Origin of the sequence: Streptomyces sp. NPDC029674 (assembly GCF_044903205.1) — a bacterium.
GTDB lineage: Bacteria > Actinomycetota > Actinomycetes > Streptomycetales > Streptomycetaceae > Streptomyces.
In genome coordinates this window covers 500,024-514,943 of the sequence record NZ_JBJDPY010000005.1, presented here as the reverse complement: position 1 = coordinate 514,943, position 14,920 = coordinate 500,024, and the positions used below count along the sequence as shown (strand labels likewise).

The window sequence follows — 14,920 nt, the reverse complement described above, 5'->3', positions numbered from 1 at the left end:
GAGAAGCGAGACACCCATGCCGGACAACGACAAGCTCCTCGAATACCTCAGGCGTGCCACCGCGGACCTGGGGGACGCCAGGCGGCGGCTGCGCGAGGCGGAGGACGCCCGCCACGAACCCGTCGCGATCGTCGCCATGAGCTGCCGCTACCCCGGCGGCGCCGACACCCCCGAGCGGCTGTGGGACCTCGTCGACAGCGGCACCGACGCCATCACCGAATGGCCCACGGGACGCGGCTGGGACACCGAGGCGCTCTACCACCCGGACCCCGACCACCCCGGCACCTCGGCCACCCGGCACGGCGGGTTCCTGCACGACGCCGCCGACTTCGACCCGGGCTTCTTCGGGATCTCGCCCCGCGAGGCCCTCGCCATGGACCCGCAGCAGCGCCTCGTCCTGGAGACCGCCTGGGAGGCCGTCGAGCGTGCCGCCATCGACCCGGCCGCGCTGCGCTCCACCCGCACCGGCGTGTTCATCGGCGCGATGCGCAACGACTACGGCAGCGCCTCGCGCGACATCCCCGAACTGCAGGGCCTCCTCGACACCGGCACGGCGGCGAGCGTCGTCTCGGGCCGCGTCGCCTACACCCTCGGCCTCGAAGGGCCCGCGATCAGCGTCGACACGGCCTGCTCGTCGTCCCTGGTCGCCCTGCACCTCGCGGTCCGTTCGCTGCGCGCAGGCGAGTGCTCCCTCGCCCTCGCGGGCGGCGTCGCGGTGATGGCGACACCGGACGCGTTCGTCGCCTTCAGCCGCCAGCGGGCCCTGTCCGCGGACGGGCGCTGCAAGGCGTTCGCGGCCTGCGCCGACGGCACCGGCTGGTCCGAGGGCGCCGGCGTCGTCGTCCTGGAGCGTCTCGAGGACGCCCGCCGCAACGGCCACCGGGTGCTCGCCGTCGTCCGTGGCTCCGCCGTCAACCAGGACGGCGCCAGCAACGGCCTGACCGCGCCCAACGGCCCCGCCCAGGAACGCGTCATCGCCGACGCCCTCGCCGATGCCCGGCTCGCGCCCGGCGACGTCGACGCCGTCGAGGCGCACGGCACCGGCACCCGCCTCGGCGACCCCATCGAGGCGCAGGCCCTGCTGGCCGCGTACGGGCAGCGGCGCGACGCCGAACGGCCGCTGTGGATCGGCTCGTTGAAGTCGAACATCGGCCACACCTCGGGCGCGGCCGGTGTCGGCGGCGTCATCAAGATGGTCATGGCGCTGCGCCACGGGCGGCTGCCCCGCACCCTGCACGTCGACGAGCCGACCCCGTTCGTCGACTGGTCGCGGGGCGGCGTCCGCGTCCTGACCGAGTCCCGCCCCTGGGAGGCGCAGGGGCGGCCGCGCAGGGCCGCGGTGTCCGCCTTCGGCGTGAGCGGCACCAACGCCCACCTCGTCCTCGAAGAGGACACCGCGCAGGACACCGCGCAGGAGGACCCGCAGGACGGCGTACCGGACTCCGCACCAGGCCGGCCTCTGCCCTGGGTGCTCTCCGCGCGCGACGCGGACGCCCTGCCCGCCCAGGCCGCGCGCCTGCTCGCACACCTGGAGGCCACCGCGGCCACGGACGGCGCCGTCGGCCGGGCCCTCGCGACCACCCGCACCGCCTTCGAACACCGTGCCGCCGTCGTCGCGGACGACCGGGACGAGTTCGTCGAAGGGCTGACCGCGCTCGCCGCGGGCACCACCTCCCCGCGCCTGGTGCGCGGGGCCACCGGGCCCGCCGGCAAGACCGTGTTCGTCTTCCCCGGGCAGGGCTCGCAGTGGGCGGGCATGGCGGTCGGACTCCTTGACGCGGAGCCGGTGTTCGCGGCCCGGATCGCGGCGTGCGAACGGGCCCTCTCGCCATACGTGGACTGGTCCCTTGAGGCGGTGCTGCGCGGCTCGGACGGCGCGCCGTCCCTGGAGCGCGTCGACGTGGTGCAGCCCGCGCTGTTCGCGGTGATGGTGTCCCTGGCGGAGCTGTGGCGTTCGTACGGGATCGAGCCGGACGCCGTGGTCGGGCACTCCCAGGGGGAGATCGCCGCCGCCTGCGTCGCCGGGGCGCTGTCCCTGGACGACGCGGCCAAGGTCGTCGCGCTGCGCAGCCGGGCGCTCGGCGACATCGCGGGACGCGGTGGCATGGCGTCCGTGCCGCTGCCCGCCGGTGACCTCGGCCCGCATCTGGCACCGTGGGCGGAGCGGCTGTCCGTCGCCGCCGTCAACGGACCCTCGGCCACCGTGCTCTCGGGCGACCCGGAGGCGATCGAAGGCGTCGTCGCCGCCCTCAACGCGCAGGACGTGCAGGCCCGCGTCATCCCCGTCGACTACGCCTCGCACTCCGCGCACGTCGAGGAGATCGAGGAGCGGCTGCACACCGTGCTGGCCGGCATCGCGCCGCGGGCCGCCGAGGTGCCCTTCCACTCGACGGTCGATGCCGCCCGGGTGCCCGACACGACCGTCCTCGACTCCGCGTACTGGTACCGCAATCTGCGGCAGACCGTCCGCTTCGAGGAAACCGTCCGCGGCCTCCTCGACCAGGGCCACGGCTTCTTCGTCGAGATCAGCGCCCACCCGGTGCTCACCCTGGGCGTGGAGCAGACCGCCGAGTCCGCGGGTCTGGAGCGGCCCGCCGCCGTGCTGGGCACGCTCCGCCGCGACGAGGGCGGCCCGGACCGCTTCCTGCTCGCTCTGGGCGAGGCCCACACCCGCGGCCTGACCCCGGACTGGTCCAGGGTGTTCGCCGGCCACGACGCGGTGGCCGACCTGCCCACGTACGCCTTCCGGCGGCGCCCCTACTGGCTGGAGTCGCCGCCCACGCCGACCGCGGCGGACGCCACCGTCGATCCCGTGGAGGACCGCTTCTGGGAGGCCGTCCGCACCGGCGACCTGCCCGAGCTGACCGCCACCCTCGGCGTCGGGCCCGACGAACCGCTCAGCGCCGTCCTGCCCGCCCTCGCCACCTGGCGGGAGCGGCGCGCCGAGCTCGCCACCGTCGAGTCCTGGCGCTACCGGCCCACCTGGCAGCCCCTGCCCGAGCCCGCCGCCGCCCGCCTGTCCGGCACCTGGCTCGTCCTGTCGCCCGCCCCGCTCGCCGGGGACCCGTGGGCACTCGCCTGCGTACGCGCCCTGGAGGACGCCGGGGCCACCGCGGTCACCGTCGTCCTCGACGAGCCCGATGCCGTACGCGGCCCGCTCGCCGCCCGCCTCGCCGACGCACTGGCGGCCACGGAACCCACCGGCGTCCTCTCCCTCCTCGCCACCGACGAACGACCGCACTCGCAGCGGCCGTCCGTGCCCGTCGGCGCCGCCCTCAACCTCGCCCTGGTGCAGGCACTCGGCGACACCGGCATCGATGCGCCGCTCTGGTGGGCCACGCGCGGCGCCGTCGCCGTCGGACCCGCCGACCCGGCCGTCAGCCCCGCCCAGTACGTGAGCTGGGGCCTCGGCCGGTGTGCCGCCCTGGAACACCCGCGCCGTTGGGGCGGCCTCGTCGACCTGCCGCAGGAACTCGACGCGCGGGCCGAGGCCCGGCTGTGCGCGGTGCTCGCCGCACCCGGCGCCGAGGACCAGCTCGCCGTGCGCGGCGCGGGCCTGCACGGCCGCCGCCTCGTCCGCGCCCCGCTCGGCGACACCGCGCCGCGCCGCACCTGGACGCCGCGCGGCACCACGCTGATCACCGGCGGCACCGGCGGCCTCGGCGCGTACATCGCCCGCAGGCTCGCCCGGGAGGGCGCCGAACACCTCGTCCTCGTCAGCCGCCGCGGCCCCGAGGCGCCGGGCGCCGACGAACTCGTGCAGGAGATAGCCGACCTCGGCACCCCCGCCACGGTCGCCGCCTGCGACATCACCGACCGGGACGCCCTCGCCGCGCTCCTCGCCGACCTGGCGGCGGACGGCCGCGAGATCCGCTCCGTGCTGCACGCCGCCGCCGGGGGCTCCCTCGTGGCACTCGACGAGACGGACCTCGCCGAGTTCGCCGACACCCTGCACGCCAAGGCGCTGGGCGCCGCCAACCTGGACGCGCTGTTCGACCGGGACACGCTCGACGCCTTCGTGCTGTTCTCCTCCATCTCCGGCGTGTGGGGCAGCGCGATCCACGGCGCGTACGCCGCCGCCAACGCCCACCTCGACGCGCTCGCAGAGAACCGCAGGGCCCGGGGCCTGACCGCCACCTCCGTCGTGTGGGGCATCTGGAGCCCCGAGGACGGCGGCGGCATGGCCGCGAACCTCGCCGAGGACCAACTGCGCGCCCAGGGCGTGCTGTTCATGCCACCCGCCACCTGCTTCACCGCCCTCAAGCAGGTCCTCGACCACGACGAGACCCTCACCCTGGTCGCCGGCATCGACTGGGACCGGTTCGCCACGGTCTTCACCACCAGCAGGCCGAGCCCCCTCATCGAAGGCGTCCCCGAGGCCCGCGCCGCCCTGGAACCGGCCGCCGCACCCGCCCACGACGACGCGGCCCCGGCCACCGGAAGCCTCCGCGACCGGCTGCGCGACCTGACCGAACCCGAGCGCGAACGTGCCCTCACCGACCTCGTGCGCACCGAGGCCGCGGCCGTGCTCGGCCACGACAGCGACGACTCCATCGCGCCCGACCGCGCCTTCCGCGACCTCGGCTTCGACTCGCTGACCGCCGTCGAGATGCGTAACCGGCTCACCGCCGCGACCGGTCTGCGCCTGCCCGTCACCGTCGTCTTCGACTACTCCTCGCCCGGCGCCCTCGCCCGCCACCTGCGCACCGAACTCCTGGGCGGCCGGGCGCCCGCGCCTGCCGCGCCGGTGGTCCGTGCCGCCGCGGACGACGACCCGATCGTCGTCGTCTCCATGAGCTGCCGTTACCCGGGCGGCGTCACCGGCCCCGACGACCTGTGGCGGCTCGTCGCCGAAGGCCGCGACGCGGTCGCCGAACTCCCCGCCGACCGCGGCTGGAACCTGGACGCGCTCTACGACGCCGACCCCGACCGGCCCGGCACCAGCTACGCGGCCGCGGGCGGCTTCGTGTACGACGCGGGCCGCTTCGACGCCGGCTTCTTCGGGATCTCCCCGCGCGAGGCCCTCGCCATGGACCCCCAGCAGCGGCTCCTCCTCGAAACCTCCTGGGAGTCCCTGGAACGGGCCGGCATCGACCCGCGCACCCTGCGCGGCAGCCGCACCGGCGTCTTCGCGGGCGCCGCCTACCAGGGGTACGGCGGCAGCATGGACGACGTCCCCGAAGAACTCGAAGGCCTCTTCGTCGCGGGCATCTCCACCAGCGTCCTGTCCGGCCGCGTCGCGTACACCCTCGGCCTTGAGGGCCCGGCCGTGACCGTGGACACGGCCTGCTCGTCCTCCCTCGTCGCCGTCCACCTCGCCGCGCAGGCCCTGCGCAAGGGCGACTGCTCCCTCGCCCTCGCGGGCGGCGCCACCGTCATCGGCTCGCCGCTCACGTTCACCGGGTTCAGCCGGCAGCGCGGGCTCGCCTCCGACGGCCGCTGCAAGTCCTTCGCGGCGTCGGCCGACGGCTTCGGCATGGCCGAGGGCGTCGGCCTGCTGCTCCTGGAACGCCTCAGCGACGCCCGGCGCCTCGGCCACCCCGTGCTCGCCGTCCTTCGCGGCTCCGCCGTCAACCAGGACGGCGCCAGCAACGGACTGACCGCCCCCAGCGGCCTCGCCCAGCAGCGCGTGATCAACGAGGCCCTCGCCGACGCCGGACTCACCGCCGCCGACGTCGACGCCGTGGAGGCGCACGGCACCGGCACCACGCTCGGCGACCCCATTGAGGCAGAGGCCATCCTCGCCACGTACGGGCAGCACCGCGAAAACCCCCTGTACCTCGGCTCGTTGAAGTCCAACATCGGACACAGCCAGGCCGCCGCCGGAGTCGCCGGCATCATGAAGATGATCCTGGCGATGCGCCACGACGTGCTCCCGGCGACCCTGCACGTGGACGCGCCCTCCCCGAACGTCGACTGGTCCGCCGGAGCCGTCACGCTGCTCACCGAGGCCGTGCCCTGGCCCGCCGACGGCCACCCGCGGCGCGCCGGGGTCTCCTCCTTCGGCCTGAGCGGCACCAACGCCCACGTCATCGTCGAACAGCCGCCCGCGCAGGAGCGGCCCACGGAGACCGAGGCGCCGGACGTGGCCGTGCCGTGGGTGCTCTCCGCGCGCACCCCCGAAGCCCTCCACGAGCAGGCCGTACGGCTGCGCGACCACGTCACCGCCCGGCCGGAACTGCGCCCCGCCGACATCGGCCACGCCCTGGCCAGCACCCGCACCGCCTTCGAACACCGCGCCGCCGTCGTCGGCGACGACCGGGACACCCTGCTCGCCGCGCTCGGCACCCTCATCGACGGCCGTACCGGCCCCGACGCTGTGCGCGGCACCGCCGCCCAGGACCACCGCCCGGTGTTCGTCTTCCCCGGCCAGGGATCGCAGTGGCCGGGGATGGCACGCGAACTCCTCGACACCTCACCGGCGTTCACGGCGCGCATCACCGAGTGCGGTGAGGCTCTCGGTCCGTACACGGACTGGTCGCTGACCGACGTACTGCGCGAGGTTCCCGCCGCGCCGTCGCTCGACCGCGTCGACGTGGTGCAGCCCGTCCTGTTCGCGGTGATGGTGTCGTTGGCGGAGGTGTGGCGGTCGTACGGGGTGGAGCCCGCCGCCGTGGTCGGGCACTCGCAGGGGGAGATCGCCGCCGCCTGCGTCGCCGGGGCGCTGTCGCTGGAGGACGCCGCGCGCGTCGTCGCCCTGCGCAGCAAGGCGCTGGTGGCGCTGACCGGCCGGGGCGGCATGCTGTACATCCCGCTGCCCGTGGAGAACGTCGAGGCCCGACTCGCGCCCTGGACGGGCCGGCTGGACATCGCCGCCGTCAACGGCCCCACGACGGTGACCGTCTCGGGCGACCCCGCGGCCCTGGAGGAACTGCACGGCGCGCTCGCCGACGACGGCGTGCTGTGCTGGCCCATTCCCGGTGTCGACTTCGCCGGGCACTCCCCGCAGGTCGACGAGATCCACGACGAACTGCGCAGCCTCCTCGCCGGGATCACCCCGCGCCCGTCCCGCGTGCCCTTCTACTCGACGGTCACCGGCGCCGTCCTCGACACCTCGGTGCTCGACGCCGCGTACTGGTACCGCAACCTGCGCGAGCCCGTCGCCTTCCACCGGGCCGTCGACGCCCTCCTGGCCGACGGGCACCGCCTGTTCGTCGAGACCAGCACCCATCCGGCGCTCACCGTATGGCTCCAGGAAGCCCTGGAGACGGCCGGCGGCACCGGCGGCGTCGTGGGCACCCTGCACCGGGGCGAGGGCGGCCGCGCCCGCGTGCTCACCTCCCTCGCCGAACTCCACGTCCACGGCCACCCGGTGGACTGGGACGCGGTCTTCGACGGCACCGGGGCCCGCCGCTGCGAGCTGCCCACGTACGCCTTCCAACGCCGCCACTACTGGCTGGAGCCCCGGGTCCGGAGCGAGGCCGACGGCGGTACCGACCCCGTCGGCCAGGGCTTCTGGGACGCCGTGACCGGGCAGGACCCGGACGCCCTCGCCACCCACCTGCGCATCGAGGACGACGACGTACGGGCCGCCATGACCACGGTGACGCCCGCCCTCTCCGACTGGCTGCGCGGCCGCCGGGGCCGCACCACGCTGGACTCCTGGCGCCACCGCGTCGCCTTCAAGGCCCTGGCGCAGGACAGGAGTTCCGACCTCGCGGGTACGTGGTGGATCGCCGTGCCCGAAGGCGGTGCCGAGGCCCCCGCCGTCGGTGCCTGCGCCCAGGCCCTGCGCGAGCACGGCGCCCACCCCGTCCTGGTGGAACTCGGCGCCGCGGACGCCGGGGAAAGCGGCCGGCGACCGCTCGCCGACCGGCTGCGCGGCCTCGCCGCGGACTCCCCGGCCGACGGCGTGCTCTCCCTGCTGGCCCTTGACGAGTCCCCCTGCGCCGACGGGACCGCCCTGCCCACCGGCCTCGCCCTCACCACCGCGCTGCTCCAGACGCTCGGCGACGCCGACGTGCGGGCGCCCCTGTGGTGCGCGACCCGGGGCGCGGTCTCCGTGGGCCGCTCCGACCGCGTCGCCGCACCCCTCCAGGCCCTGCACTGGGGCCTCGGCGGAGTCGCCGCCGTCGAGCACCCCGAACGCTGGGGCGGCCTCGTCGACCTGCCCGAACGCCTCGACGAGCGGTCCCGCGCCAGGCTCGCCGCCGTCCTCGCCCAGCCGGACGGCGAGGACCAGCTCGCCGTCCGCGCCTCCGGGGTCTTCGGCAGGCGCCTCACCCACGCGGAACCTCGGCGCGAGGGTGACGGTGCGGGCTGGACCCCCGACGGCACCGTCCTCGTCACCGGCGCCACCGGTGGACTAGGTGCCCGGATCGCTCGCCGGCTCGCACGCACCGGCGGCGCACACCTGCTGCTCACCAGCCGGGGCGGCCCGGACGCACCCGGTGCCGATGCGCTCGCCGACGAACTGCGCGCCGCAGGGGCGGAGTTCACCATCGCGGCCTGCGATGTCGCCGACCGTGACGACCTCGCACGGCTCCTCGACGGGATACCGGCGACACGGCCGCTGCGGGCCGTGTTCCACGCCGCGGGCGTGCTCGACGACGGTGTCCTCGACACCCTCACCCCGGAGCGCGCCGCGGGCGTACTGCGCCCCAAGACGGACGCCGCACTCCATCTCGACGAGCTCACCCGGGGCGCGGACCTGACGGCCTTCGTGCTGTTCTCCTCGCTGGCCGGGACCCTCGGCGGCACCGGGCAGGGCAGCTACGCCGCGGCCAACGCGTTCCTCGACGCCCTCGCCCAGGACCGCCGCGACCGCGGGCTGCCCGCCACCTCCGTGGCGTGGGGCCTGTGGGGCGGCGACAGCCTGGCCGCCGGCGCCACCAGCGAACGCCTCGTCCGCAACGGCCTGCCCGCCATGGACCCGGAGCTCGCCGTCGACGCCCTGTGGGAGTCCCTGGACGACGACGAGACCCGCCTCATCGTCTCCGACTTCGCCTGGGACCGCTTCGTCCGCGCCTACACCGCGCTGCGCCCCAGCGCCCTCCTCGGCGACCTCCCCGAGGTGCGCCGCGCCCTCGCCGAGAACGCGGCCGCGCCCGGCGGGGGAGAGGACGGCCCCGCCGCCCGCCTCGCCGGACTGGCGGAGGCCGAACGCGGCGAGAAGCTGGCCGAGCTGGTGCGGTCGTGCGCCGCCGACGTCCTCGGCCACGACGACCCCGCCGCGATCGAACCGGAGCGGGCGTTCAAGGACCTCGGCTTCGACTCGCTGACCGCCGTCGAACTCCGCAACCGCCTCGCCGAGGCCACCGGCCTGCGCCTGCCCGTCACCCTCGTCTTCGACCACCCGACCACCACCGCCCTCGTCGAGCACCTGAGCGCGGAGCTGCCCGGCGCGCCGAAGCCCACCGCCGCGCCCGCCCCGGCGGCCCGCGCCGTCCTGGACGACGACCCCATCGCGATCGTCGCGATGAGCTGCCGCTTCCCCGGTGGGGTCACCAGCCCCGAGGAGTTCTGGCAGCTCCTGGCCGACAACACCGACGCCGTCTCCGGGTTCCCCACCGACCGCGGCTGGGACCTCGCTGGCCTCTACGACCCCGACCCGGAGAAGGTCGGCCGCACCTACGCCCGAGAAGGCGGATTCCTCTACGACGCCGACCACTTCGACCCCGCCTTCTTCGGCATGTCGCCCCGCGAGGCCCTCGCCGTCGACCCGCAGCAACGCCTCCTGCTGGAGACGGCATGGGAGGCGTTCGAGCGGGCGGGCATCGACCCGCGGACCGTCAAGGGCAGCGACGGCGGCGTCTTCGTCGGCTCCAGCTACCGCGACTACGGCTCACGCGTCACCGAGCCGTCCGAGGAGTTCGAGGGCTACCTCGGCATCGGCAGCGCCGGCAGCGTCGCCTCCGGCCGCATCGCCTACACCTTCGGCCTGGAGGGCCCGGCCGTGACCGTCGACACGGCCTGCTCGTCCTCCCTGGTCGCCGTCCACATGGCGGCGCAGGCGCTGCGCGGCGGCGAGTGCTCCCTGGCGCTCGCGGGCGGTGTCACCGTGATGGCGACACCGGGCGCGTTCGTCGAGTTCAGCCGCCAGCGCGGCCTCGCGGCCGACGGCCGGTGCAAGCCGTTCGCGGCCGCCGCCGACGGCACCGCGTGGGCCGAGGGCGCGGGCCTCGTGCTCCTGGAGCGCCTCTCGGACGCCCGCCGCAACGGCCACCCGGTGCTCGCGCTCGTACGCGGCTCCGCCGTCAACCAGGACGGCGCCAGCAACGGCCTCACCGCCCCGAACGGGCCGTCCCAGCAGCGCGTCATCCACCAGGCCCTCGCCGGCGCGGGCCTGGCACCCGGCGACGTCGACGCCGTCGAGGCGCACGGCACGGGTACGAAGCTCGGCGACCCCATCGAGGCGCAGGCCCTGCTCGCGACGTACGGGCAGCAGCGCCCCGCCGAACGGCCGCTGCTCGTCGGCTCGTTGAAGTCCAACATCGGTCACAGCCAGGCCGCCGCGGGCATCGCAGGCATCATCAAGATGGTCCTCGCCATGCGGCACGGCACGCTCCCGGCGACCCTCCACATCGACGAGCCGACGCCGTACGTGGACTGGTCCGCGGGCCACGTACGGGTGCCCACCGAGAACACCGACTGGCCCGACGCCGACCGGCCGCGCCGCGCCGCCGTGTCGTCCTTCGGCGTCAGCGGCACCAACGCCCACACCATCCTGGAACACGTCCCCGGCCCTCCGGCACCCGCCGCGGCACCACCGGCCGTGTCCCGCCTGCCCTGGCTGCTGTCCGCCCGCGGCGAGGACGCCCTGTGCGCTCAGGCACGCCGGCTCCTCGACCGCGTCACCGCCGCCGGTCCCGCACCCGATCCGGACGCCGTCGGGAAGGCCCTGGCCACCGGCCGCAGCTCCTTCGAGCACCGGGCCGTCCTCATCGGCGCCGACCGCGACGCGCTGACGGCCGCCCTGACCGCGCTCGCCGACGGCACCGCCTCGCCCGACGTGATCACGGGCGTCGCCGGGCGGGGCGGCAAGACCGCCTTCCTGTTCCCGGGACAGGGCAGCCAGCGCCTCGGCATGGGCGCCGAACTCGTCGCCCGCCACCCGGTGTTCACCGATGCCTTCGACGCGGTGTGCGCCGAGCTCGACCCGCTCCTGGACCGGCCGCTGCGCGACGTCGTCCACGCCGCGCCGGGCAGCGACGACGCGGCGCTGCTCGACACCACGGCCTACACCCAGCCCGCCCTGTTCGCGCTCGGCGTCGCCCTCCACCGGCTCGTCGAGTCGTACGGGGTACGGCCCGATCTCGTCACCGGGCACTCCGTGGGACAGCTGGCGGCCGCGCACGTCGCCGGAGTGCTCTCGCTGACCGACGCCGCCGCCCTGGTGGCCGCACGCGGCCGCCTGATGCAGGCCATGCCCGGCGGTGGCGTGATGGTCGCGCTCACCGTGCCCGAGGCGGAGCTGCTGCCCCAACTGGCGGGCAGGGAGGGCGAGGTCGCGGTCGCGGCCGTCAACGGGCCCGCGGCGACCGTCCTGTCCGGCGACGCGGCGGCCGTCGAGGAGATCGCCGCACACTGGCGCGCCAAGGGCGCCAAGACCCGGCGGCTCACCGTCAGCCACGCCTTCCACTCCCCGCACATGGACGGCATGCTGGCCGACTTCCGGGCCGTCGCGGAGCAGGTCACCTACCACGGGCCGGAGATTCCGGTCGTCTCCGACCTGACCGGCGCCCTCGCCACCACCGAGGAACTGCGCGACCCCGACCACTGGGTCCGCCACGTCCGCTCCACCGTCCGCTTCCACGACGTCGTACGCACCATGGAGGCCGCCGGCGCCACCGCCCTGGTCGACCTCGGACCCGACGGCGCCCTGGCCGCGCTCGGCCAGGACTGCCTGACCGGTGCCGACGGGGTCGTCTCGGTGCCGCTGCTGCGCAAGGACACACCGGAGCCGGCCGCGGTCACCACGGCCCTGGCCCGCCTGCACGTCCACGGCGTCGCCGTCGACTGGGCCCCGCTCTTCGCCGACGTGCCGGACGGGCACGTCACGCTGCCCACGTACGCCTTCCAGCGCTCCCGGTACTGGCTCGCGCCGACCCCTGCGGCGGGCGACATGCCCGCGGCGGGCCTCCAGCCGTCCGCCCACCCGCTGCTCGGCGCGGCCTCCCCGCTCGCCGACACCGGCGGGTTCCTGTTCACCGGCCGCCTGTCCGTGGCCGCCCACCCGTGGCTCGCCGACCACGCCGTACTCGGCGGCGCGCTGTTCCCCGCCACGGCCTTCCTCGAACTCGCCGTCCACGCGGGCGACCGGACCGGCTGCGCGGAGGTCGACGAACTCACCCTGGAAGCGCCCCTGACCCTGCCCGAGCAGGGCGCCGTCACCCTCCAGCTCGCCGTCCAGGCCCCCGACCCGACCGGCGCGCGGGACTTCGCCTTCCACGCGCGCCCCGAGCACGCCGCACCCGACGAACCCTGGACCCGGCATGCGACCGGCCGCCTGGGCACCGGCACACCGGCCGAGGCCGACGACCTGACGGCATGGCCGCCCCCCGGAGCAGACCCCCTCGACGTCGAGGGCCTCTACGAACGCCTCGCCGACGGCGGCTTCGCCTACGGGCCCGCCTTCCAGGGCCTGCGCGCTGCCTGGCGCCTGGGCGACGACATCTACGCGGAGGCACGCCTGCCCGAGGAGCAGCAGCAGGACGCCGCCCGCTACGGCCTGCACCCGGCGCTCCTCGACAGCGTGCTCCACTCGCTGGCCTTCGGCGTGCTCGAAGGCAGCGACCAGGGGTGGCTGCCGTTCTCCTGGAGCGGCGTGCGGCTGCACGCGTCGGGGGCGGCGTCCCTGCGGCTGCGCATGACGCCGACCGGGCGTGACGCCGTCGCCCTGACGGTCGCCGATCCGACGGGTGCCCCTGTCATCTCCGCCCGGTCCCTGGTGCTCAGGCCGGTGACGGCCGAGCGGATCCAGGAGTCCCGCGCGGGGGCGTACGAGGACATGTTCCGCCTGGAGTGGCCCGTCGCGGCGGCTGCCGGGGATGCGTCCGCGTCCGTGGTCGGGCTCGGGGACGACTTCGCCGACCTCGCGCCGGTGCACGCGGATCTCATGGCCCTGGGCGCGGCGATCGACGCGGGCGCCGAGGTGCCCGGCCTCGTGCTGACCGCCGTGCCGGGCACGGACAGCGGCGACACGGCCCGCGTCGTACACGAAGTCACCTCCCAGGTACTGGAGTTGGTGCGGGCCTGGCTCGCCGACGCCCGCTTCGAAGGGGCGCGGCTGGTCCTCGTCACTGAGGGCGGTGTTCCCGTCGATCCCGGCGACGACGTGCCCGACCCGGCGCACGCCGCCGTGTGGGGACTGGTCCGCTCCGCGCAGACCGAGAACCCCGACCGGTTCGTACTCGTCGACACCGACGGCGACGCGGCCTCCCGCGAGGCCCTGACCGCGGCACTCGCCACGGGTGAGCCTCAACTGGCTTTGCGTGCAGGGCAGTTGCACGTGGCGCGGCTGGCCCGCGTCCCCGCCTCCATGCCCGCGGGTGAAGCCCCCTGGGACCCCGACGGCACGGTCCTGATCACGGGCGGTACCGGCTCCATCGGCGCGCTGGTCGCCCGCCACCTCGCGGGCGTGCACGGCGTACGGCACCTGCTGCTCGCCAGCCGCAGCGGGCCCGACGCCGACGGCGCCGACGAAGTCCTCGCCGACCTCGCCACGTTGGGCGCCGACGCCGAGATCGTCGCCTGCGACGCCGCCGACCGGGAGGCGCTGGAGAAACTCCTTGACGGGCTGGAGCAACCGCTGCGCGGTGTCGTGCACACCGCGGGCGTCATCGACGACGGCGTGGTCGCCGACATGCCGCCCGAGCAGCTCCACCGCGTGCTGCGCCCGAAGGTCGACGCCGCCGTCAACCTGCACGAACTGACCGCCGACCAGGACCTCACCGCGTTCGTCGTCTTCTCCTCCATCGCCGGCGTCTTCGGCGGCATGGGCCAGGCCAACTACGCGGCCGCCAACGCCTTCCTGGACGCCCTCGCCCACCGGCGGCGCGCCCGCGGCCTGCCCGGTACCTCGCTGGCCTGGGGCCTGTGGGCCACCGGCGGCGGCATGACCGGGCACCTCGGCGAGGCCGACCTCGCCCGCATCGCCCGCGGCGGCATCGTCGCCTTCACACCGGCCGACGGCGTCGCCCTCTTCGACACGGCCACCGGCCTGGACGCGCCCGCCCTCCTGCCGCTGCGCCTCGACACCGGCGCCCTCGCGGAGCAGGCCGCCGCGGGCGGCGTACCCGCCTTCCTGCGCGGGCTCGTCCGCACCCCCGTGCGCCGCGCCGCGGCGGGCGAAGGGACGGGACCCGACGCCGCCGACGCGCTGAGGCAGCGCCTGACCGGCCTGCCCCCGGCACAGCGCGAGCGGGTCCTCGTCGACCTGGTCCGCACCCACGCAGCCCTGGTCCTCGGCTTCCCCGACCCGGTGGCCGTCGGCGCCGAACTGCCGCTGCTCGACCTCGGGTTCGACTCGCTGACCGCGGTGGAACTGCGCAACCGGCTGCGGGCCGCCACCGGGCTGCACCTGCCCGCGACCCTTCTCTTCGACCACCCCACGGCCACCGCGGTCGCCCGTCACCTCGCCGAGGAGATCGCCCCCGACGGCGGCACGGGCGGGCCCGCCCCCGCGGCCCTCGCCGAACTCGACCGGCTGGAGACCGCGATGCGCGACGCCGTGCACGACGACGGAGCGCGCACCGCCCTCACGGCCCGGCTCCAGAACCTCCTGGAGACCCTGCGCCCCGACACCGCCACCGACACCGACTCCGCACAGGGCGCCGTCGAGGACCGCATGGGCTCCACCGACGACGAGCTCTTCGACTTCATCGACAGCGAACTCGGCAGGCCCTGACATAGCAACCCGCTACCCGCTACCCGCCACCCGTCCGCCCCTACCGCCCTCCGCCCGCCCCCGCGTACCAAA

At 75.7% G+C, this 14,920-nt stretch carries 1 protein-coding gene; it reads left to right on the top strand.

The window, feature by feature from the left end; translation table 11 throughout:
* Nucleotides 1-16 precede the first annotated feature (16 nt).
* Nucleotides 17-14,848 carry a type I polyketide synthase gene (locus ACI2L3_RS15480; protein WP_404752870.1) on the top strand — a complete coding sequence of 4,944 codons (14,832 nt, stop codon included), beginning with the start codon at nucleotides 17-19 and terminating at the stop codon, nucleotides 14,846-14,848.
* The last annotated feature ends 72 nt before the right edge of the window (nucleotides 14,849-14,920 follow it).

What these genes read in the sequence shown, in the direction of transcription:
- ACI2L3_RS15480 (WP_404752870.1), top strand. Translation starts at nt 17, where the DNA reads ATGCCGGACAACGACAAGCTCCTCGAATACCTCAGGCGTGCCACCGCG.